General features: G+C 51.6%; 17 protein-coding genes. 5 read left to right on the top strand and 12 right to left on the bottom strand.

All coding sequences use genetic code 11. The features are described 5' to 3' along the window. Positions 1 to 33 precede the first annotated feature (33 nt). Positions 34 to 897 (bottom strand): BglG family transcription antiterminator LicT, encoded by an 864-nt coding sequence (licT, locus tag K5Y33_RS12105; RefSeq protein ID WP_137387031.1) that lies wholly within the window; start codon positions 895 to 897, stop codon positions 34 to 36. 293 nt (positions 898 to 1,190) lie between these two features. Between licT and fliD the strand changes: the two genes are divergently transcribed. After that, positions 1,191 to 2,603 carry a flagellar filament capping protein FliD gene (fliD, locus tag K5Y33_RS12100; protein ID WP_110867167.1) on the top strand — a complete coding sequence of 471 codons (1,413 nt, stop codon included), beginning with the start codon at positions 1,191 to 1,193 and terminating at the stop codon, positions 2,601 to 2,603. Between the two features lie 48 nt (positions 2,604 to 2,651). Here the strand turns inward: fliD and yajD are convergent, their stop codons facing one another. Then, positions 2,652 to 2,999, bottom strand: coding sequence for an HNH nuclease YajD (gene yajD / locus K5Y33_RS12095; RefSeq protein WP_101761311.1), 348 nt, complete (start codon positions 2,997 to 2,999; stop codon positions 2,652 to 2,654). 175 nt (positions 3,000 to 3,174) lie between these two features. Here yajD and K5Y33_RS12090 point away from each other — a divergent pair, with 175 nt between their 5' ends. After that, positions 3,175 to 4,680: a glucosyltransferase domain-containing protein gene (locus K5Y33_RS12090; protein ID WP_255610301.1), complete on the top strand. Its 1,506-nt coding sequence runs from the start codon at positions 3,175 to 3,177 to the stop codon at positions 4,678 to 4,680. A 60-nt stretch (positions 4,681 to 4,740) separates the two neighbouring features. On the opposite strand, the gene K5Y33_RS12085 is transcribed toward K5Y33_RS12090, so the two are convergent. Both K5Y33_RS12085 and K5Y33_RS12080 read right to left on the bottom strand, forming a co-directional pair. After that, positions 4,741 to 5,772 (bottom strand): methionine synthase, encoded by a 1,032-nt coding sequence (locus K5Y33_RS12085; RefSeq protein ID WP_101761313.1) that lies wholly within the window; start codon positions 5,770 to 5,772, stop codon positions 4,741 to 4,743. A gap of 29 nt (positions 5,773 to 5,801) precedes the next feature. Further along, positions 5,802 to 6,782 (bottom strand): DUF1852 domain-containing protein, encoded by a 981-nt coding sequence (locus K5Y33_RS12080; protein ID WP_110867169.1) that lies wholly within the window; start codon positions 6,780 to 6,782, stop codon positions 5,802 to 5,804. Between the two features lie 306 nt (positions 6,783 to 7,088). Between K5Y33_RS12080 and K5Y33_RS12075 the strand changes: the two genes are divergently transcribed. After that, positions 7,089 to 7,628, top strand: coding sequence for a DUF2058 domain-containing protein (locus K5Y33_RS12075; RefSeq protein WP_222234070.1), 540 nt, complete (start codon positions 7,089 to 7,091; stop codon positions 7,626 to 7,628). Between the two features lie 20 nt (positions 7,629 to 7,648). Here K5Y33_RS12075 and K5Y33_RS12070 read toward each other — a convergent pair whose 3' ends face one another. Beyond that, complete coding sequence (locus K5Y33_RS12070; protein ID WP_222234069.1) at positions 7,649 to 8,347, bottom strand: RluA family pseudouridine synthase; 699 nt, start codon at positions 8,345 to 8,347, stop codon at positions 7,649 to 7,651. 190 nt (positions 8,348 to 8,537) lie between these two features. Here K5Y33_RS12070 and K5Y33_RS12065 point away from each other — a divergent pair, with 190 nt between their 5' ends. After that, positions 8,538 to 9,020, top strand: coding sequence for a cold-shock protein (locus K5Y33_RS12065; protein ID WP_101761317.1), 483 nt, complete (start codon positions 8,538 to 8,540; stop codon positions 9,018 to 9,020). Between the two features lie 53 nt (positions 9,021 to 9,073). Here the strand turns inward: K5Y33_RS12065 and K5Y33_RS12060 are convergent, their stop codons facing one another. The 4 genes from K5Y33_RS12060 to K5Y33_RS12045 all read right to left on the bottom strand — a co-directional run bounded on the left by K5Y33_RS12060 (position 9,074) and on the right by K5Y33_RS12045 (position 12,202). Further along, positions 9,074 to 9,559 (bottom strand): Hcp family type VI secretion system effector, encoded by a 486-nt coding sequence (locus tag K5Y33_RS12060; RefSeq protein ID WP_222234068.1) that lies wholly within the window; start codon positions 9,557 to 9,559, stop codon positions 9,074 to 9,076. 14 nt (positions 9,560 to 9,573) lie between these two features. Beyond that, positions 9,574 to 9,900: a DUF1493 family protein gene (locus K5Y33_RS12055; RefSeq protein ID WP_101761319.1), complete on the bottom strand. Its 327-nt coding sequence runs from the start codon at positions 9,898 to 9,900 to the stop codon at positions 9,574 to 9,576. Further along, the gene (locus K5Y33_RS12050) at positions 9,894 to 10,343 is read right to left on the bottom strand and encodes an STM2901 family protein (protein WP_101761320.1); all 450 of its coding nucleotides are present in this window, start codon (positions 10,341 to 10,343) and stop codon (positions 9,894 to 9,896) included. The genes K5Y33_RS12055 and K5Y33_RS12050 overlap by 7 nt, the downstream gene beginning before the upstream one ends. Positions 10,344 to 10,558: 215 nt before the next feature. Continuing rightward, positions 10,559 to 12,202, bottom strand: coding sequence for a methyl-accepting chemotaxis protein (locus tag K5Y33_RS12045; protein WP_222234067.1), 1,644 nt, complete (start codon positions 12,200 to 12,202; stop codon positions 10,559 to 10,561). A 289-nt stretch (positions 12,203 to 12,491) separates the two neighbouring features. Between K5Y33_RS12045 and K5Y33_RS12040 the strand changes: the two genes are divergently transcribed. Then, complete coding sequence (locus K5Y33_RS12040) at positions 12,492 to 15,770, top strand: autotransporter outer membrane beta-barrel domain-containing protein (protein ID WP_222234066.1); 3,279 nt, start codon at positions 12,492 to 12,494, stop codon at positions 15,768 to 15,770. 85 nt (positions 15,771 to 15,855) lie between these two features. Here the strand turns inward: K5Y33_RS12040 and glgX are convergent, their stop codons facing one another. Genes glgX through treZ form a run of 3 tightly spaced genes read right to left on the bottom strand, consistent with a single transcriptional unit; the run spans position 15,856 to position 22,231 of the window. After that, a complete protein-coding gene (glgX, locus tag K5Y33_RS12035; RefSeq protein WP_222234065.1) occupies positions 15,856 to 17,928 on the bottom strand; it encodes a glycogen debranching protein GlgX in 2,073 nt (690 codons plus the stop codon). 35 nt (positions 17,929 to 17,963) lie between these two features. Next, positions 17,964 to 20,450, bottom strand: a complete 2,487-nt coding sequence (gene treY, locus K5Y33_RS12030; RefSeq protein ID WP_222234064.1) for a malto-oligosyltrehalose synthase — start codon at positions 20,448 to 20,450, stop codon at positions 17,964 to 17,966. Beyond that, positions 20,447 to 22,231, bottom strand: coding sequence for a malto-oligosyltrehalose trehalohydrolase (treZ, locus tag K5Y33_RS12025; protein ID WP_222234063.1), 1,785 nt, complete (start codon positions 22,229 to 22,231; stop codon positions 20,447 to 20,449). The genes treY and treZ overlap by 4 nt, the downstream gene beginning before the upstream one ends. Positions 22,232 to 22,788 lie beyond the last annotated feature (557 nt).

Below are 22,788 nucleotides of genomic sequence, written 5' to 3'. Positions count from 1 at the left end.
CGCCGCTACGGAATGTGTGCGATACAAATTTGGTTATGCCTCATCCGCATCATCCTGCAACGCCAGCGTCTCTTTTCGTACCCGTTCAATATGAATGGTGAGAAACATGCGTTCCTCGCTGGAGAGCTGATACAGGTATTTCTGCTGAATATGCTGGTCAATCTTCACTGCACATTGATAGGCGAGCGGATATTTGTCGCGCACCACATCATGTAAAGATTCATCCTCGCTCCACACGCCGCGTTTGCCCAACATGCGTTGCGCAAAGAACTTCAGATGGTTGACGAAACGGTTGTAGCTCAAGCTCTCTGTGCGGTAATCCAGCTGCAGGCGATACTTCACGATATGCAGGATTTCCTGCATAAATTGCGTGATGTGAGAAACATCGGCGAAATCACTACCAAGCTGCGCATTCACCAGATGCAGCGCGATAAATCCGGCCTCATCTTCCGGCAACGCTACGCCCAGCCGCTGGTTAATCAGTTCCAACGCTTCGATACCCAATGAAAACTCTTTCGGATAGAGCGTTTTGATCTCCCACTTCAACACGTTGCGAATCGGGATACCTTGCTGGTGGCGCTCAATCGCAAAATGGCAGTGATCGCACAGTGCGATGGAGAGGCTTTCATGCAGCGGCTGGCCCAGCTGCTGACGTGCGTTGGCAATGATCAGTTCGCTGGTGGTGATCACCTCGAGCGGGATATCCGACAGCAGTTCGCTGAGCCGGCCCGTTAAGGTGTCGCTTTGTAGCGCAAACACTTTTTCGATCTGCTGTGCATCCAGTTCGTCGCCAACGCGCTTCTGAAACGCCAAACCGCGTCCCATCACCACCTGTTCTTTGCCGTTGTCGCCCAGCACCACCGCGACATTATTGTTGAGGATTTTCGCGATTTTCATTTTTATCTGCCCTGAAAATAAAAAACCTGACCCACCGGGAGGACGGCGTGTCAGGTTTTGCCTGCGCTGAACGCAGTAACAATCTCGCCAGATCATAATCGGCTCTGCTTTCCCGACAAGCAGAGCGACAGTTAAATGTGAAACGCATCATATTTCCAGCGCAATTAATCAGATGCGTTGATGGCGCAATTTAATGAATGTAAGGATAGCGTAAGGAAATGATCAGATTTCTATAAAGTTTGCGTTAAGGCTGCCGATAGTACCGTAACGTTAAATTAACAGGAGTTGCGTACATGACTGGGATTTCAACATTAGGCGTCGGTTCAGGACTGGGTTTAAGCACCATTCTCGACAAACTGACCGCGGCAGAAAAACAATCGCTGGCACCGATTTCCAAACAACAATCCGCTGCGACCGCGAAGTTGTCCGCCTACGGCACCCTTAAAACCGCGATTCAGACCTTCCAGACGGCAAACAATAAATTAAACGATGCCGCGCTTTATACTTCGACGACCACAGCATCCAGTTCCAGTGCGTTTAGCGCCGATTCCAACGGCAATGCGCTGGCGGGAAAATACACCATCAGCGTGCAGAAGCTGGCGCAATCCCAGACGCTAACCAGCGAGACAAAAACCGATATCAAAGCGGCGATAGGTAGCGATGCCGCGTCCAGAACCCTGAAATTTGTTAACGCGGAAGGTAAAGAGAAAAGCATTACGCTAACCAAAGATCAGACTTCGCTTTCGGCGATTCGTGACACCATCAACAAATCTGACGTTGGCGTTACTGCAAGCCTGATCAAGGTCTCCGCCACGGAATACCGTTTGTCGCTGACATCATCGGCATCCGGCACCGCCAATGCGGTGAAATCGCTGAGCGTGACCGGCGATGATACCTTGCAGGATTTTATCGGCTTTGATGCATCAGATGCGGCCAGCAGCGGAATGGCGCAAAGCGTCGAGGCGCAGAATGCCAAGCTGACCGTAAACAATGTGGCGATTGAGAGCAGCAGCAACGTTATCACCGACGCGGTGGAAGGCATCACGCTGAAGCTTAACGATGAAACCAGCGGCAACCAAACGCTGACGGTGAGCAGCGATACCAACAAGGCGAAAACCGCCATTACCGATTGGGTGAATGCCTATAACTCGCTGCAGGATACGATGGCGAGTTTGACTAAATACACGCCAGTGGATGCGGGTAAAGATCCGGACGGGAAGAATGGAGCGCTACTCGGTGATGGCACACTGCGTAATATTCAGGTGCAACTGAAAAGTATTCTGGCCAACAGCTCGGGTTCAGGTGTTTATAAAACGCTATCTCAGGCGGGCATTACTACCGATCCCACTAACGGCCAACTTAAGCTGGATGCCACCAAACTGACAACCAGCTTGCAAGTGAAACCAGAAGCGATTCGGGACATGTTTGTCGGTGATGGCAAAAAAACCGGTGTTTCGACGGTGCTGAACACCACATTCACCGCATTTCTCAGCAGTAAAGGTGTGTTGCAGGGCGCGACGGATTCCATCAGTAAAAAACTGAATACGCTAACCGATCAGTACAATACCGCCAGCAAACGTATTGATGACACGATTGCGCGGTATAAAAAGCAGTTCACCAATCTGGATAAGATGGTCAGCGTGCTGAATAACACCAGCAACTATCTCACCGAGCAGTTCAGCAATAGTACAAAGACCAATAAGTAAGCGTAACGCGGTCGCCATAAATGGCGATCGCTATTTCTGAAACTAGCCTTACTTTTTCTTATTCAGCATGGCCTTCAAATCGGCAAAAGGATTATAGGTGGCTTCACCAACATCCTTCTGCGCATCTTCACCCGCCACAACACGCGTGCCGTACTGATCCGCTTCGGTGTATTTCGAGTGCTCGTGATCGTGACAATAGAGGCACAACAACTCCCAGTTACTGCCATCTTCCGGGTTATTGGTATGGTCGTGATCGATATGGTGAACGGTTAATTCGCGCAGGTTGGAATAAACAAATTCACGCGAGCAGCGGCCGCATACCCACGGATAGATTTTTAATGCTTTCTCACGATAGCCGCTTTCCAGCCGCGAGTAGTTTTTAGGGATCAGAGCCATTGCCGACGTTGCCTATTTGAAAGAGATAAAGCGACATGTTATCTGCACATCCCGCAGCTGCCAATGATGTTTATCATTCCTGAGCATCCGTTATACAAAAACCGCCTACACTAGTTTGTAACTACGCGGAAATAAAAGGCCGCCCGACCCCGTCCGATGGAAATTCACTCATAAAATGATGCCCGTTAATGATTCTCCGTCGGTAAGCCGGATGCAACGTATTGCTTTGACTATGATGGTGGCATTGCTGGCCACGATCCCTCTATGGACCAACAAAATTTATTATCGGGATGATCTTTACCGGATATTAGATGGGGATAGATCAACATGGCTAAGTAACGGGAGGCCGGGCACCTGGTTATTACAATCCCTGATCTCTTTTGGTGATACGGTCAGCGATATTTCTCCGCTTAATTTACTGCTCGGATTGCTGGCGCTAAGTATTGCTGCGGTATTTTTCACGGAAAGATTGAGAATTCCGCTTGCGGGTTTCTGGTCATTTCTCCCACCGCTATTTATCATTCTTAATCCCTTTCTGACGCAGGGAATGCTCTATACCTATGACAGTCTCACCATACTTCTGTCATTTGCAGGCGCAATGCTGGCAAGCATGGTTAATCGCGCAAAGCCTTTTCAGGAGATCGTTTACACGGCGCTGATATTATTGCTGATTCAGACACTCTATCAGCCTGGGCTCAATGTCTATATTGCCTGCGTAGCCTTGCTGGTCGTCTCTCGACTGGTAAATGATCAATCTAGCTGGAAGTGGCTGTGCGGGAAAATAGTGGCGCTGGGCATTGCCATCCTGGTTTATAAACTCGCGATGAAATATTTATTGCCGGTGAAGATCGACTGGTACAGCATGAAACACAGCAAGTTGTTATCACTGAACTCCGATTCTCTGCAAGTACTTATCAACACTATTAAAGCGTTCAGTGACCTTTTTCTCAGCGCCTATCCGCGCGGCATGATGGTATTTATAGGGCTGCTTATGCACATAATGTTTTCAGGCCTTATTTTGATGGTTCGAAACTTAAAACAGCAGCAGAAGTTGACGCTAAGTGCGGTCTTATTGCTGTTCAGTGCGGGATTGATCGTCATCATCGCCATCCCCGGACTTTCATTGGCCTTAGCCACGCCGTTATTTGCACCGCGTATGCTGGGCGCATGCAGCATTACTTTCCTGTTCTGTTTCTATGTAGCCGTTTATTCATTACCTGCAATAAGAAGCTGGCTGGCGGGATTGAGTGCGATATTGCTGTTTTATCATCTGGTGGTGATGCTGGTCACTTTTAACACTGTAGTTAACGATCAACGATATCAAATGGAGGTGATGAATCAGATCAAAATCACGCTTTCTGCTCCCGCTGCCCAATCGATTGATTCACTCGCCTTTATTGGGCAGTTGAATGATGCTCCAGAAGTACAAACCAATATTCGTAACTTCCCCATCATCGATCATATCCGCATGAAAATGTTGGGTGAGTCTGAACCGTGGATATGGCTGGCGCTGATCAAACATGTAGGTTTGAGATTGAAAGCGGTGAAAGCAACGGATGAAATGAGAGTAATTAAACCGCGTCAGGTTCTGGCGCAGGGACCCGATTATGACGCCTTTCAGGATGGGCAAACGATGGTGATTGATTTTAGAAAATCGGGTGGGCAGATTAATAAACTTTAATTCAACGGCTCAGTCCGGTTGCGGGTGGGTAATAATCCCGGACTGAGCTTTTATCTGGTGTTATTTATTCAACAGTTCTTTGCGAACAATTTCTGCACCTGCACTCAATGCATCTAGCTTGCCTCTTGCCACACCGCGTGGCAGAGGAATCATGCCGCAGTTGGTGCAAGGGTAGAGTTTATCAGCATCAACAAACTGCAGGGCTTTACGCAGCGTTGCTGCAACTTCTTCTGGCGTTTCAATGGTATTGCTTGCCACGTCAATGGCACCAACCATCACTTTTTTGCCGCGAATCAGTTCCATCAACTCCATCGGCACATGCGAGTTTTGACACTCCAGTGAGATGATATCGATATTCGACTTTTGCAGTTTAGGGAATATCTCTTCATATTGACGCCATTCTGTGCCCAGCGTCTTTTTCCAGTCGGTATTCGCTTTGATGCCATAGCCGTAGCAAATATGCACTGCGGTTTCGCATTTCAGCCCTTCAATGGCTCTTTCTAAGGTTGCGATACCCCAATCATTCACTTCGTCGAAGAAGACGTTAAATGCCGGCTCATCAAACTGAATAATATCGACGCCCACCGCTTCTAACTCTTTCGCTTCTTCATTGAGAATTTTAGCGAATTCCCATGCCAGTTTTTCGCGGCTTTTATAGTGGTTGTCATAAAGCGTGTCGATCATGGTCATTGGACCCGGCAGCGCCCATTTAATGGGACGATCCGTTTGCTGACGTAAAAACTTTGCATCTTCAACAAACACTGATTTTTGACGACTCACCGGACCCACAACGGTCGGCACACTGGCATCATAACGATCGCGGATTTTAACGATCTCGCGCTTCTCAAAATCTACGCCGTTGAGATGTTCAATAAAGGTGGTGACGAAGTGCTGGCGGGTTTGCTCGCCGTCACTGACGATATCAATTCCTGCCTGCTGTTGATCGTCCAGGCACAAACGCAGCGCATCTTGTTTGCCGTCGGTTAATTCCTGATCTTGCAATTTCCACGGTGACCACAACGTTTCCGGCTGAGCCAGCCACGATGGTTTCGGTAAACTACCAGCAGTGGAAGTCGGTAATAATTTTTTCATAGCAGGTGACCTTATATTTTTATCGGTAATCAAAGAACGGGAGTAAACCATTGCTCAAGAAGAGTTTGATATGGCTTAATGAAGCGCTCTTCCGTGAACTTTCCTTGTTCAATAGCCAGATGGCTACGTTCTTCTCGATCATAAACAATTCGCGTTAAAGAATAATCCTGATGGCTCAGGCTTGGCTGATAGTGTCTACCAGCTGCAGAATTCGCATTGTAAATCTCAGGGCGGTAGATCTTCTGGAACGTCTCCATGGTGCTGATGGTGCTAATCAGCTCAAGATTGGTGTAATCACTGAGTAAATCGCCATGGAAATAGAAGGCCAGAGGCGCAGCACTGTTTGCCGGCATAAAATAGCGTGCCCGCAGGCCCATTTTGCCGAAGTATTCGTCAGTCAGAGAAAGTTCATCCTGCTGATATTCAATGCCCAATACCGGATGTTCATTACCGGTGCGGTAATAGGTATTTTTACTGGATACGCTCAGGCAAATAACCGGGGCTTTATTGAAATTCGCTTTGTAAGCTTCTGAGTTAACGAAGTGCTTGAAGATATTGCCATGCAGATCGCCAAAATTATCTGGCGTGCGGAATTCAGTATGGTTCTTATTGTGCTCAGACAACAAAACGCTGAAATCATAATCACGCACGTAAGAAGAGAAGTTGTTACCAACAATCCCTTCAATGCGTTCGTTGGTTTTTTTATCAACGATATTGGTTTTCAATATTTCGATCACCGGGAAGGTGCTGTTGTTGCCCTCGGCACCCAGATTCAGCTCAGCAGAAATAATCTCTAGCTCAACCGCGTAACGATCGCTTTTAGGGTTGTCCCAATGCGCCAGTGAATTGAAACGGTTATCAATCATCACTAAGGCGTTGCGCAGGTTCTCCTGACGCTTTTCACCACGCGCCAAATTGGCAAAATTGGTGGTGATGCGTGTATTGCCAGAAGGATTGTAATTTTCGTCGAAACGAAGGCTCTTAACCGTAAAAGTAAAGGCGTTGTTCATTTTAGTCTGCTATCCCGGTTACCAATAAAAAGCCTTGCTGTCGCTGGATTTCAGGATTTCCCAATGCTTTTGCAGGGTACTTTCATTCAGCAGGCTTGATATTATTTTAAGTTATTAACAATGGTACTTTTATGCCTGAGTCACTGGTTGAAAAAAAGTGATTTAATTTCATCGAACATGAAGGAATTTCATGATGTGGTGGGGAGGATGAACGGCGCTCACTGTAGCCAGCCTGTTCAACCTGGCAGAGGCTCTACAATTAAAGGTATACTCTTCCACAAATTTTTAACCGGTTAAGACACGACAATGGCAAAACTCACCTTACAAGAGCAGCTGCTGAAAGCAGGTTTAGTCAGCAGCAAAAAAATGGACAAGGTCCAGAGAACCGCTAAGAAATCACGCGTTCAGGCTCGTGAGGCCAGAGAAGCGGTGGAAGAGAACAAAAAGGCTCAGCTGGAGCGTGATAAGCAGTTGAGCGAACAGCAAAAGCAAGCGGCGTTATCGAAAGAGTACAAAGCGCAGGTTAAGCACCTGATCGAAATGAACAAAATCGATATCTCTAAAGGCAATATTGGTTTTAATTTCACCGACAATAATTTGATCAAAAAAATCGACGTCGATAAGCAAACGCAGACGCAACTGATTAATGGTCGATTGGCGATTGCGCGCCTGGCCGTCGATAGCAAAGGCGAGAGCCAATACGCGATTATTCCCGCCAGCGTCGCCGATAAAATTGCACAGCGTGATGCGAACAGCATCGTGTTGAATAGTGCATTGAGTCAGGAAGCGCAGGATGAAGACGATCCGTACGCTGATTTCAAAGTGCCTGATGATTTAATGTGGTAAGCACAACGCCGGTTGCGCTGTCAGAACGGGCAGGCACACTTGGCGTTTAGGCACTCGCCGCTGACCGGATGAACAAACTTCAACTCGCTGGCGTGTAACATCAGACGCGGGATGTGTTCGGTCCCCGCCAGCATAAGACCGCCATACAGGTCGCAACCCAAAATCGGATGGCCCAACAGCTGGCAGTGGATACGCAGCTGGTGGGTGCGTCCAGTCTCTGGCGTAAGTTCCACCCGCGTTAATGGCATGAACGTCTTATCTTCCAATAGGTGATGAGTGCGCTCAATCACCTGATAGCGTGAGCGAGCTGGCTTACCATTGATTGGGCAAATTGACATCAATGGAAATAGCGTCGGATCTTTGGCAATCGGCGCGTCAATCACACCTTCGTCGTCATGCAAATGCCCGCACAACAGTGCGCGGTAAATCTTGGTCACGCTGCGCTGGCTGAACTGCTGGCAAAGTGCGGCATTGATCGCCTTATTGCGGGCAATCACCATTAACCCTGATGTGCCGAAATCCAGACGATGCACCAGCGTGCAGCCGGGAAAAAGCTTCACTAACCGATGATGCACAGAATCGAGATTGCGCGGATTTTTCCCCGACAGGCTGAGCAGACCAGCTGGTTTATTGATCAGCAGCAGATGATCGTCCTGGTAGAGAATCTCAATCTCTTCAAGACATTGCGGGGCAATAAAGGTATCGATAATCGTAGACATCAGGCTGCCCGGCTGGCGAAGGGATGCGGATAATAGCGAATTTTGCGGCAACTGGCGAATCCGGGCATGTGTCTATTCGCTCAGGCGAAAATTATCGTCCAGACTTAAAGCAAAGACGTGGTCTGCGCAGGCAATGTGCTTTACACTGCGCGCTGAAAAAACTGAGTAGATAACGATTAGGTAGGCGGCAATGGCGATGAACGGAACGATCACAACCTGGTTTCAGGATAAAGGTTTTGGATTTATCAAAGATGAAAATGGCGATAACCGCTATTTCCATGTGATTAAGGTCGCTAACCCTGAGCTGATTAAGAAAGACGCGGCGGTGACCTTTGAACCCACCACCAATAACAAAGGTTTGTCCGCGTATGCGGTGAAGGTCTCACCTGAAAGCAAATACATCTATATTGCCGGCGAGCGCCTGAAGCTCACCTCGATCAAATCTTATGTGGTTTACAGCGAAGACGTGCCGGTTGAAACGCGCATCGATAAAGAGAATACCGTGCTGTCGGTAGGTATTCTGATGAATAGCATCAAGCCGAAAACAGACGTTAAGCCGGATGAAACGCGCTCACTGAAAAAACTGGCGGTAACCACCTTTCAGGGAACGACTTTGATTTTCACGGCGGATGAAATTGATATTGATGCCACGGTGAAAATGCTTAAGGTGTGAAGATATTGTGATTAATTCTCAGCGGAAATCCTCACGCAGGATTTCCGCATTGATTATGCCGTTGGCCTTTCGTTCCATGCATCGTTGAATTGAATGTTTCCATCAACATATTTCCACGTGATCTTCGCATAACGCAGCGCAACGCTTTCCATATGCCCGGTTCCTGGACAATTACGCGTGTCATGCATGATCGGCGATATCGATATGACCTTTACGTCTTCCATTAATATGTTGAAGTACTCTTCTTCCTGACCGGCGTCACTGATGCGGTACCATTTGATTTCAGCTTCTTTTAACGTCTGGCCTGTTGCCACAGCTTTGTATAAATAAGGTGACGCAGAATCAATTTCTTTCTCAAATATAAATGGAGCATGTTGCCGTGTGCCTGTTAGCTTGCCGGTATTGTTGTCGGTGGGAATAGAGAGAAGATGCTGTACACCCCGTAATTCAATGCTGCCCTCACGGTGCATCACGTCTGAACCGCCTCTGATTACTGCGCCGCCATCATCTTTAATAAACATATGAACGGGTATAGCCATGTGAATCTCCTTAGTTAGTCATACAACCAGCGTCCAGCTTTAGCCGACTCCACAAACATACGTACAGTTAGTGGTTTAACGTCTTGTTGAATTGGATCCTTAGAAAAGTATTTTCGGAAAACTGTTTCTGTTTTCCAGGGATAATAAGCATCAAAATTTATAACTGTTGTATCGACATGATATTTTTTACCAAAATCCTGAATGGCATAGGGCAACTCATCCCATCCGGCGTAGCCTTGTAATGGAGTATCAAATTCGATTGGAATGGGTTTTAAACTCCATGTAGTCATGAGAGATAACTCGCCACGAAAAAAATCTAATATTTGATGTTCGTCTACCATACTCGATCTTCTTCTCTCACGATCATGTTGTAGGTTGAAACAGTCTTATAGACTATTTGAGAAAGATCATTTGCCAGTAAGACCCATCCTACAACCGGCACAGTTCGACCAACAAAAGCCCCAAGATTGTTTGTCCACATCGGCTTGAGTAACTTAATGCTGGTGTTAGTGAACGTTGGCAAAGGTCTGGGCAATTTCACATTCAGAATTTGACGCGAATATTTAGAGGCGATCGAAGTACCAGGTGTAGCATTGCCGGGCTTACCTCTTGTACCCAGAATAGGAAGACCAAGAATGATGCTGCTCACCGCAACAATGTTATTGATGCCACCTACATGCTCATCAATTTTGTCCAAAAGTATCCAAAAAAATAATTCACCAGCTGAAACATTGCTGACTCCTTTGTAAAAGTACGTCCCATTAAGCTGCTCAACCGTATCCATAATCATCCTCCCTGAATTACAGGCGGCCAGATTACAACGTGATGAACGCTATTTTTTGTTCAAAAGAGAGGAGTGGAACCACTAATAGCGGGTTAACTATTGGAGAGTTTAGGGAGACTATGGCAGCGTTTGCCTGGCAAAGGCAGCGTGGTCGCCATGATTGGCGACCCAGCGTTTTCGTAGGGTGCACATTTATGCGCACCGGCTAAATCAGCTTAAAAACTCTGCCAATCCGCATCATTCACCACCGCAACGCGCGAGGGTTTAACGAATGAAGGCGTACGCACCACAGCCTGCTTTTGCTGAACTTCGCCAGCCGCCGCGACATGGAATTTACCCACCAGCTGATTCAAATTCCCGGCCTGTTCCTGCAGCGATTGCGAAGCGGCAGAGGCTTCTTGCACCAGCGCGGCATTCTGCTGCGTAACGTCGTCCATCTGATTCACCGCTTGCTGCACCTGCACGATGCCCTGACTCTGCTCGACAGCGGCAGCGGCAATCTCTTCCACCAGTTGGCTTACCTGATGAATGGCATCGTTCATCACGCTCATATTACGGCCTACGTCGCTGGCCTGCGCAGCACCGGCTTCGGTCAGACGATGTGACTCTTCGATCAGCGTTTTGATTTCGCGCGCGGCGGTGGTTGAACGTTGCGACAAGTTGCGCACTTCACCGGCGACTACGGCGAAGCCTTTGCCGTGTTCACCGGCACGTGCGGCTTCAACGGCGGCGTTCAGCGCCAGAATGTTGGTTTGGAAGGCGATGCCTTCAATGATCGAGACGATTTCCGTCACTTTGCGCGAGCTACCACGAATGTTATCCATGGTTGAAAGCATGGTAGTCAGTGACGTGCTGCTCTTCTCTGACAATCCGCTGGCGTTAGCGGCAAGCTGACTGGCCTGGCGCGTGTTATCGGCGGTTTGACGCACGGTTTCACTCAGCTCGGTCATGCTGGCCGCGGTTTGCTCCAGCGATGCCGCCTGTTGCTCGGTGCGTGATGAGAGATCTTCATTGCCCGCGGAAATCTGTACCGATGCGCTGCTCACTGATTGTGACGCCTGACGCACCGAAGAGAGCGCGGCTGCAACGCGTTCCATCAGGACGTTAAACGAGTGCGCCATGTTGCCCACTTCATCACGACGGCTCTCATCTGCTTTCAGCGTCAAATCGAGGTTTTCGCTGGCAGTCATCATTACTTTGCCCGCAGCAGACAAGCTGCGACGAATGCGCAATACGGTGAACAGCGACAGCACGCCAAAAATCAGCACGGTGGCGATAACGCCGGTGATGGTCGTCCATAACACCGAGTGGAACGTGCTGCGGTTGGTGGCGCGCAGTTCATCGCCAATGGCGATATTCAGCTGCAGCTGTTTTTGATAATCGCTAATCAGCTGGCGAATGGCGGCTCCGATACCGGTTTGTCCATCAATCAGATTGAGGCTGATATCATTTTGATGCGCACGCGAGGCGGTGATAAATGGCGCCAGTGCGGCGGTGACGTGCTGAATATTGGCATAAGCGACTTCGGTTAAGCGCTTATCTTCATCGCTGGAGATATCGTGCGCCATGTAGTAATCGGTCTGCGCCTTCAAATCCGCCAGCTGTTTCTGGATCTCGTCCTCAACAGCCGGCATTTTGCTGTCGTCGGTCTGGCTTTTGTGTTTGTAGAGCGTCAACGCCAACTGGTTACTGCCATCAATCAGTTTCCCCAGATCTTTGATCGAGGGAATCGCATTGGCCTGTACATATTCAAAGCGATCCTGAAAACCAGAGAGTAAGGAAATGGCGAGTATCGCTTGCAGGATGATGGCGCCAAACAGTATGGAAAAGGTGGCAAACAGACGTTGAGAGATGTTCATTTTATTATCCTTAATCTTAAAGCGTCCCGGCAAAAGCCGCGTAGGGAAGAGGGCAGATTAATAACCATCGGCAGATTGAGGAAATTAGTTAATTTTTTTATTCAGGGTTTAAGTCTTCAACTGGTTATCACGCTAATTTTTAACATTTTTGCCGGATACCAGCGCTGTATTGCATTGGATAAGTAAAGGACTACAAAACTCCGCGCTCCCTCCGATATTGCCTTACAGACCCGCTCTCTATCATTTCGGAAATCGTAAAAGTTTCTGAACTTAGAGAGAGTAAAATCCCATGAATAAAATATTCCGTGTGATTTGGCATGCTGCAACGCAGCGTTATGTGGTGGCCTCTGAGCTGGCTAAGGGCAAGGTTAAATCCCATTCCTCTTCGGTGTTAACGCCGTCCGCAAGCAAAGCCATGGCGTTAACCGGTGTGGCGCTGGCAATTACAGTGGCTCTGCATGCTACAACGGCAATCGCTGCCAGAACCATCATTGCTAATGGCAATTCGGTCATTGTAAATAATCAGGATATTGTAGGTGCGGGAACCGGCGAATATGTGCGCGGCATAAGCGCCACAAATAATGGGACAGTTGATTTCACCACTGGCACCATCACCACTTCAAATACCTATGGGCACGGTGCATTCGCAGATACTGGCGCTGGGGTGACCTTAAAAGATATCGATATCAAAACCTCTGCAGCCACGTCGCATGGACTCTATGCGCGCGGTGCCGGCTCTATCACTGGTGACGGTATCAATATCATTACATCTGGCAAAGGTTCATACGGGGTCCAAACCAGCGATGGTGATATCACGCTGACTAACGGCACCATTAAAACCAGCGGAGCCAATTCCTTCGGTGCGTTTGCGGCAGCGGGTGCTGGGCATCTTTCCATCAGTGATAGCAGCATCAGTACCACGGGCGACGGTGCTCATGCGGTCAACGCCACTGGTGCCGAGATAACAATTAACAATAGCGTCATCAAAGCAGAAGGCCACATGACTAATGGCGTTAAGGCCGCAGGAAACGCCAGCGTAGTTAATGTTAATAACAGCGAGATCAGCACGGCGGGCTCATCCTCCGAAGCGGTATATGCGCAAAACGGCGGTACGGTTAATCTGACTAACACCAATATCTTTACCGATCGCATTAATAACTACGGTCTGCGTGCTAATGGAGGCAATTCAGTGGTGAATTATGATGGCGGCACCATTACCACTGCTGGACCAACTATTTCTGTTCAGGCATTAAATGACGGTAGCGAAGTCAATATTCGAAATGCCACGCTAAACACCACTTCTCAGGGTATTTCAGCCACCTTTGGCAAAGTCACAACCGAAAATACCATTATTAACAATAATGGTACGAATGCATCCACAAGTCCGCTCACCACCGATCCCTCTTCATACGGAACAGCTGTTGCTGCCGGATATGCCGGTGCCTCCGTCGTCATGAAAAACAGCCAGGTGAATAGTACACGAGGAGATTTACTTGGTCTGCGCGTTGGACGTAATGCCAGCGTTCAATTAGACAATGTTGAGTTTAACCATTCCTCAAACGGTACAGGTCTGGTTGCATTTCAGGACGGTATAATCACAGGCGATCAAGTCAGTATCAACATTGCAGGGCAGGATGGCGCGTCACTCTCTTCCGGTTTATGGATGGGAGCGGGCGCCGGGGATAACAGCGTTAATCTCAGCAATTCACAGATCACGCTCACCGGCGCGAACAGTGCGGGTATGCTGTTCCAGTCTGATGCGGTCAGCAATAACTCCGTGTCGCTGAGCAACAGCGCGGTTACTGCGAGTGAAGGTAGTGCAATGGTGGTTTCCAGCACCGCCGATACCAAAGTCACCACCTCCGGTACCGCATTAACCGGCGTGACGCTGTTATCCGCAGGCATTGGCAATAGCGGCACGGTTAGCAATGTGACATTGACCGGTGATAACGGCTCAGTATTTAACGGCGATGTCATCATCGAGCGCGCCAATACCGCGACCAACATCATCAACCTCGATAACAACTCAGTCTGGAGTGGTGCGACCAGCTCACTGGAAAATCTGAACCTGGCGAATGGCAGCCAGTGGAATGTTACGTCGAGCTCTGCGGTGGATAATCTGACGCTGAATAACGCCACGCTGAATATGACCGCGCCCGGCACCGGCTTTAGCCAGGTGACCTTGAGCAGCCTGAACAGCACCAACGGTACCATCGACTTCAAAACCCATCTGATGGATGATCATTCAGAGACCGATCACCTGCACATCACCGGTGATTACAACGGTAACAGCAACGTGGTGGTGCAGAACGCCGGCGGCACCGGCGCGAAAACCATCGATGGTATTGAGCTGATTCGCGTCGATGGCAACGTAAACGGTACGTTTACCCAGCAGGGCCGTATTGTGGCCGGTGCTTACGATTATCATCTGGTGCAGGATGCCAATAAATGGGTACTGGAGAGCAACAGCAACAATGTGGCACCGGGCAATCCAGGCAGCAATCCGGTTAATCCTGGCGATCCCGAGAGCGGCTCTGGCACGCCGGGCAGTGGTTCAGGTAATGCGGGCGATGTGGGCAAGCCGGTTAAAGGCTTCCCGATTACGCGTCCGGAAGCGGGCAGTTATGCGGCTAACCTCGCTGCGGCGAATACCTTATTTACCACCTCGCTGGATGATCGTCTGGGTGAGACTCACTACATTGGCGCAGACGGTAAGAAACACGCCACCAGCCTGTGGTTGCGTAACGCAGGTGGACACACGCGCTTCAGCGATAGTTCCGGCCAGCTGAAAACCACCGGTAACCGTTATGTGATGCAGTTAGGCGGCGATATCGCCCAGTGGAGCAGTAATGGTGCGGACCGTTTCCATCTGGGTGTCATGGGCGGCTACGCTAATGCGCAAAGTAACACACACTCCAACGTGACGGGTTACACCGCAAAAGGTCAGGTGCACGGTTACAGCACGGGCGTTTACGCGACCTGGTTGCAGGACAACGCTGACAAGACCGGAGCTTATGTTGACAGCTGGATGCTCTACAACTGGTTTGATAACAGCGTGAAAGGTGATGGCATCGCGGAAGAGAGCTACAAATCGAAAGGCATCACCGCGTCAGTGGAAGCCGGTTACAGCTTCAAAGTCGCGGAGATGAGCGAGCGTTCCAGCGTCTATCTGCAGCCGAAGGCGCATGCGACCTGGATGGGCGTGAAAGCCAAGGATCATCAAGAGCAAAACGGCACGCGCGTGGTGGGTGAAGGCGACAACAACCTGCAAACGCGTCTGGGTGTTCGCGCTTACATCAAAGGCCACAATGCCATTGATGATGGTAAAAACCGCACCTTCGAGCCGTTTATCGAAGCCAACTGGGTGCACAACACCGAAACCTTTGGCAGCAGCATGAATGGCATCAGCGTGCAGCAAGCCGGGGCGCGTAACCTCGGTGAAGTGAAAGTGGGTGTCGATGCGAAGCTGAATAAAACCGTTAATCTGTGGGGCAATATGGGTCAGCAGATGGGGGATAAGGGGTACAGCGATACCAGCGCAATGGTGGGCGTGAAGGTTAATTTCTGATAACACAAATCGCGTGAAAAATCGCGCCGCTACGAATGCATGCATGTTTCTGTAGCGGCGCAGTTTATTAAGCAAATTTATATAATTACGGCCTGCGGAACAGCGCCATACTGCGGCCTTCCAGTTCGAAATCCTTCTCTTTGGTAATCACTAACCCTTTCTCAACGCTGTCTGACGTCGAAAGCTCCAGCACCCAGCCACCTTCACCAAACTGTGGAATACTGAACGGCACATTGCCTTCATACGGATTAAACAGCATCAACACGTCATGCCAGATGCCTTCCTCCAGCACTAAATCCGGGCGACCGAGATACACCCCGAGCGTGGTGCCATCATCCCATTGATCATCCTGCTGGAAGCCGCCACCGGCGTTAAACCATTTGATTTCCATACCATCGCGCCAACTTTCACGCCGCAGCAGCGGTTGTTGAGCGCGTAACGCCAGAATATGCCGGGTAAAGTCGCGCAGTGCATCAGCAGAAGGCGGCAGGTTTTCCCAATGCAGCCAGGAAATCTCGCTGTCCTGGCAGTAGCCGTTATTGTTGCCCAGTTGACTGCGACCAAACTCATCACCCGCCAGTAACATCGGCGTGCCGTGCGAGAACAGCAGCGTGGCGAGGAAGTTGCGTTTCTGCCGCTCACGTACCGCGTTGATGCCTTCATCGTCCGTTGGGCCTTCCGCACCGTAATTGTACGAACGGTTCTCGTTATGGCCGTCATTATTGTCTTCACCGTTAGCTTCGTTGTGTTTCTCGTTGTACGAAACCAAATCGTTGAGCGTGAAGCCATCATGTGCGGTAAGGAAATTGATGCTGGACCAGGGACGGCGACCGCGCTGGTCGTAGAGATCACCAGAACCGAGCAGGCGCGCGGCAAAGTCGTTAGTGACCATGTCACCTTTCCAGTATTCGCGCACCGTATCGCGATACTTATCGTTCCACTCCGCCCAGCCCGGCGGGAAGCCGCCAACCTGATAACCGCCCGGCCCAATATCCCACGGCTCACCGATCAGTTTCAATTTGGACAACACTGGATCCTGCATGATGGCATCGAAGAAGCCACTACGCTGGTCAAAGCCTTCTGGTTCACGGCCCAGCACGGTGCCGAGATCGAAACGGAAGCCATCAACATGCATGGATTCGGCCCAATAACGCAGGGAATCCAGAATCATCTGCAGCACGCGCGGATGCGACGTATTCACGGTGTTACCGGTGCCGGTGTCATTGATGTAGTAGCGATGCTGATCCGGCAGCGTGCGGTAATAAGAGTAGTTATCAATGCCTTTAAACGACAACGTGGGGCCGAGTTCATTGCCTTCGGCGGTGTGGTTGTAAACCACGTCGAGGATCACTTCGAGGCCAGCATCGTGGAAGGCGCGCACCATATCGCGGAAGCCCTGAATCCCGCGCGGACCAAAGTAGCGCGTGGCCGGGGCGAAGAACGCCAGCGTGTTGTAGCCCCAGAAGTTTTTCAGACCGCGATCCAGCAGATGCTGATCGTCCGGGAAACCGTGCACCGGCAGCAGCTCCACGGTGGTTACGCCCAGGCTTTTGATGTAATCGATCGAAGCCTGATTGCTTAAACCGTCGTAAGTGCCGCGCATCTCTTCGGGCACCGCCGGATTAAGCTGGCTAAAACCTTTAACGTGGGCTTCATAAATGACCGTTTTCGACCACGGAATATTCGGTCGATTAGCATCCTGCCAGTCAAATTCATTGGGATCGATGACCACACATTTGGGCGTAAACGGTGCGCTGTCGCGGGTATCGAAACTCAAATCCTTATCTTCATGCAGCAGGTCATACGCGAAGTGCGACTCGTCCCACTGCAATTCGCCCGCCAGTTCGCGTGCGTAAGGGTCGAGCAACAGTTTGTTAGGGTTAAAGCGATGGCCATTTTCCGGCTCGTACGGGCCGTGTACGCGATAGCCATAGAGCGCGCCGGGCTGCAAGCCGGGAATGTAGCCGTGCCACACTTCATGGGTGTATTCCGGCAAATCGAAGCGGGCGATTTCGTTTTCGCCGCTCTCATCGTACAAACACAGTTCGACTCGCTCAGCGCAGGCCGAAAACAGCGCAAAGTTCACGCCCTGGCCATCATAGTTAGCGCCAAGCACTTGTCCCGAACCTGCTGTAATTTCTAGAGGCTTACTTGTCATCCATTATTCTCCACACAGATTAATCGGGTAATGCATCAGCTGCTCAGCAGCACTAACGGCGCACTTGAGGCCGCCTCATCCAGCGCGATGTAATCGCCAATCGTCACGGTTTCGCCACTCCATAAGTTGCGATAGTGACGATGGGCGAGTGACTCGGGCAGTACCACTTCGGTTTGCGTCCACTGCGCGTTGTCAAAACTCAGGCGCGGCAGAATGACCAGCAGCGCGTGGTTACTGTCCTGACGCGCAAAGGCGATGACTTTCTCCTGATGTTCACCGCTGACGTCCAGCGGCTGATAATCGCCCACGCGGAACAGCTGCGGATAATCGCGGCGCAGATGCAGAAGGCGTGCAATCACTTGTTGTTTCAGTTTGCCGCTCAGCCAGTTTTGCGCGTCGTTGAAGTCGGGCGAAGAAGACTCTTCCAGCTGCTGCTCCAGCAGCGCGAAGTCCGGCGTGCGGCGGTTGTCGGGATCGACCAGGCTGAAATCCAGCGCTTCGCTACCCTGATAGATATCCGGCACGCCCGGCGCGGTGAGTTTAATTACCGTTTGCGTCAGGCTATTAATTAATCCGGCCTGAATAAACGGTTGCAACGCGTGGCTGAAATCGCTGAGGAACAACTGATTGGCCGGTGAAAGCAGATGACGCGCGTAATCCAGCACCGCTTTTTCGTAGGCTTCGTTGCTCTCTGCCCAGTCGGTGCGCAGTTTGGCTTCGCGTAACGCTTTTTCGACAAAAGGAATAAAGCGCTCTTCGAGTTGGCTGGCATCCTGCGGCTGCAAGGTGGTCGGCCACACGCCGGCTAACGCCTGATACAGCATCCATTCCACCGCCGGTTCCGGCGCGGCGCCATCGTCCAGTTCCACCACCTGCGCCTGATTAATCTGCCGCCAGCGCGCTACGTGTTCCGCCCACAGCGCGGGGGCTTCGCTTAGCGTATACAGCCGCGCACGCGCATCTTCACCACGCTTGGTGTCGTGGGTTGAGGTGGAAGAGATGCCGTCGGGCTGCTGTTGCAGCCGCATTTGCATCTCGCTGTGGAAATGCGCCAGCGAGAAGGCGTGCGGCAGCGGTTCTGCGCCCACTTCATTGATGGCTAACGCGACGTGATTGCGGAAGAACAGCGTGTCTTCTACCGATTTCGCCATCAGCGGTCCGGTCAGCTGCTGGAAGCGCATGCGGAATTCGTGCGCGTCTTTTTCGCTCTCTTCGGAAACCGCGCCCAGCAGCATCGCCTGCAGCAAACTCAACACCGTTGGCGACGCGCTGTTTTTCACCGTTTCCAGCACCTGTTGCAGCAGCTCTTCGCCTTCGAGCGGCATGCCGTCCTGCTGGCCGTAGGTGCGATACACCGGGAAGGCGATGAGGATTTCGCGCAGTGCGACGTGCAGTTCCGCTTCGCCAAGGTTGCGATGTTCAGAACCGGCAATCTGCGTCGCCAGCTTAAGCAGACGCGCAAACTCACCGGCAAAATTGCGGTCAACCATCAATTCACGCGCCACGCGCAGTCCGCCTTCAACGTCGTTACGTTGTCCGGTGGTGGCTTCATAGGCCAGATGCAGCGTATCGATCTGCGAATCATCCACCAGCGCGTGCGACAGCGCGGCAATAAATTCGTAGCCGGTGGTGCCGGAAATGGGCCAATCGTCAGGGATCTTTTCCCCTTCGGCGAGGATCTTTTCCACCGTGATATAGCAATCCGGGCCGGTGGCCTGGCGCAGCTGGCGCAAATAGCCTTGTGGATCGGCAAGGCCATCAACGTGATCGACGCGCAGGCCGCTGACCGCGCCCGAGCGCACCAGTTCGAGAATCAGCCGGTGGGAATCGGCAAACACCGCCTCGTCTTCAACGCGCACGCCGACCAGCCCGGTGATCTCAAAGAAGCGGCGATAAGAGAGCTCGCTGCGTGCATCGCGCCAGCTGATCAAACGCCACGGCTGCTGCTCATGCAGTTCAGCAATCGCTTTGGCTTCAGTCATCGCCAGCACCTCGTCGGCGCGATCCTGCCAGCTGGCGGGCGTCAGCGGGTAAAAGCTGTCGTAATACGCCAACGCGGGATGGCCAGTTTGCGGATGCGTTTTAATGCTCAGCTCACCGTTTTCCAGCACGTTCTCGAAGCTGTCGCCGAGAAACGGGAGCGTCAGGCGGCGCGTCCAGTCGATATCAAAATGATTGGCATAGCGGCTGCTCTCGCCATACTCGATCACATCACGCCACCAGGCATTCTCCAGCGAGGCCGCCATGTGGTTCGGTACGATGTCGAGAATCAAGCCAATCTCCGCGTCCTGCAACGCCTCAACCAGACGATTAAAGCCGTCGCGGCCGCCAATCGCCGGTTCGATCTCATTGGCATCGATGACGTCGTAACCGTGGGTGGATTCGGCGGTGGCGCTAAATATCGGCGACGCGTAAAGATGGCTGATGCCAAGGCGTTGCAGATAGGGCACCAGCGCCGCGGCGCGATCAAACGTCATGCCGTTGCGAAACTGAATGCGATACGTCGCGGTTGGAATACTCATTTTGTTGCTCCCTGATCCAAACGCACCACGATGGCGTTTTGTGATAATGCTTCAGTTTCTTGCGGCCAGGCGAAAATCGTGCGACCTGGCGTGGCGGGTAAAGGTTGCGTCTGCTTGCCGATATTCAGCGCCAGCGACAGTTCGCCCTGTGGGAAATGCCAGCTGACGGCCACAAAGCCTTCAGCGGTAGCGAGCACCTTGCCGCTGTTGCCGCCCGCATCGGCCAGCAGCGGCACGATGTATTGCTGACGCAGCGCCAGCAGCTCGCGCGTGAGCGCCAGCCAGCTCTGGCCTTCAGGCGTTTGTAACTTATCCCAGTCAAGTTTTGAGCGGGCAAAGGTCTGCTCGGCGTTGGGATCCGGCACCTCTTCGTCATGCCCGGCGTGCCCGGTGAACTCCTTCGCGCGCCCTTCACGCACCGCTTTGGCCAGATCGCCGTGGAAATCGGTGAAGAACAGGAAAGGATTCGTTTCCCCATACTCTTCGCCCATAAATAGCAGCGGAATATGCGGCGACAGCAGCAGCGTCGCCAGCAGCACTTTGGTGCGATCGCTGCCCGCCAGGCTGAGCAAACGATCGCCCTGCGCGCGGTTACCCACCTGATCATGGTTCTGGATGAAATCAACAAACGCCACCGGCGGCTGGCTGGCGCTCGGCACGCCGCGCCGCTGCCCACTCTGCGGTGAAAGTTCGCCCTGATAAGCAAAGCCTTCAGTCAGCACTCGCGCCACCAGCTTCTCCGGCACGTCGGCGAAATCTTCGTAATAGGCATGAGTTTCACCGGTTGCAAACACGTGCACCGCGTTGTGGAAATCATCGTTCCACTCACCGGTAAACAGCGGCGCGTTGCTCTGTTTGTCACGCGGATGCAGGAAGATAACGTTGCGGCAATCTTCGGTGGTGAGATGAATAGGGCGCTCGGGTATTTCCTGACGGATACGTTCGGCGATCTCAATCAGCGCATGCTTACTGGAGCTGTCTTCAATCTGGTCGATGGCATCAAAACGCAGGCCATCAAGATTAAATTCCTGCAGCCAGTAGAGCGGTGCTTCGACAATGTAGCGCCGCACAGCATCGACATCATATGCAATGCCTGCGCCCCACGGCGTCATGCGTTCCTGGTGGAAAAACGCCGGCGCCAGCAGCGGCAGGTAATTGCCTTCCGGGCCAAAGTGGTTGAGCACGATATCCAGCACCACCGACAAACCGTGCGCGTGCGCGGCATCGATAAAGGCTTTGAAATCATCCGGCGATCCGTAAGCCGCATGCGGAGCGTAGAGCAGCACGCCGTCGTAGCCCCAACCGCGATTGCCACCAAACTGCGACACCGGCAGCACTTCCAGCTGCGTGATGCCTAATTCGGCCAGCCACGGCAATTTAGCTATCGCCGCCTGGAAAGTGCCTTCGGGCGTGAAGGTACCGATGTGCATTTCATACACCACCGTTTCATGCCACGGACGACCTTGCCATTCGGTGTGCTGCCAGCGATAGCTTTGCGGATCGACCACCAGTGAAGGGCCGTTAACATCAGCCTTTTGCGCACGCGCGGCGGGATCCGGTACTACCGTGCCATCGTCCAGCACAAAGTTATACTCTGCACCGGGCGCCACGCCGCTGACTTGCAGCTCAAACCAATCGTCGCCTGCGTCGAGCATGGCGGTGTCGTTATCGGCAAGTCTTAAGGTGATGTGCTGCTGCCCTGGTGCCCAAACACGAAAACGGACGCTGTCATCAGCAAGAATCTCAGCGCCCCAGGATTTTTCAAATGATCTGAATTCCATTCAATTGCCTCGTTTAGCCCACGCAGGGGCAATGGACGACATCAAGCGATTCGCTACTGGCTGAAAACGATAAATAATTTGGGATGAAAGTTAGGTCGGACAACAAATCATAGTCGATATTTTGGCGTTTTCTGGCGCGCGCGAGAGGATTTCAGGTGGGTTTAAGAAATTATCGAATAAGCGGGGGATTTTTACGCTTCGGTTAGATGAGGTCGCCAAAAAGGCGTGATGTTTGTCAGATGTGCAGCGCGCTGACATCGCAGGGGTTCCGCCCGCTAAGCATCTGGTAGTTTCAGAATGCTGGAAGCAGGCGGCCGGGCTAAGGTCCGAAGGCGCGGACCTTAGCAATCCGCGCCTGCGCCGTCCTCGCTATTCCCTCGCTTATCGCTCCGTCCTGACGGACCGCGCGGATTCGCCTTCCTGGCTCATGCCGCGCTTTCGCCGACGTCCTGTCGGCTCATCCTGGCCGTCACTCTGCGCTCGGCGCTGCGGATGGCGCGCAACAGCGCCGTCTGTGATGGCAGTGCCCGAACGGGTTTTTCGTAGGGTGCGCATTG

The sequence above is a fragment of the Pantoea sp. DY-17 genome, from assembly GCF_019795975.1.
Classification (GTDB): Bacteria; Pseudomonadota; Gammaproteobacteria; order Enterobacterales; family Enterobacteriaceae; genus Pantoea; species Pantoea leporis.
Note: the sequence above shows the minus strand (reverse complement) of the source record. Positions and strands in the feature narration are given on the sequence as shown.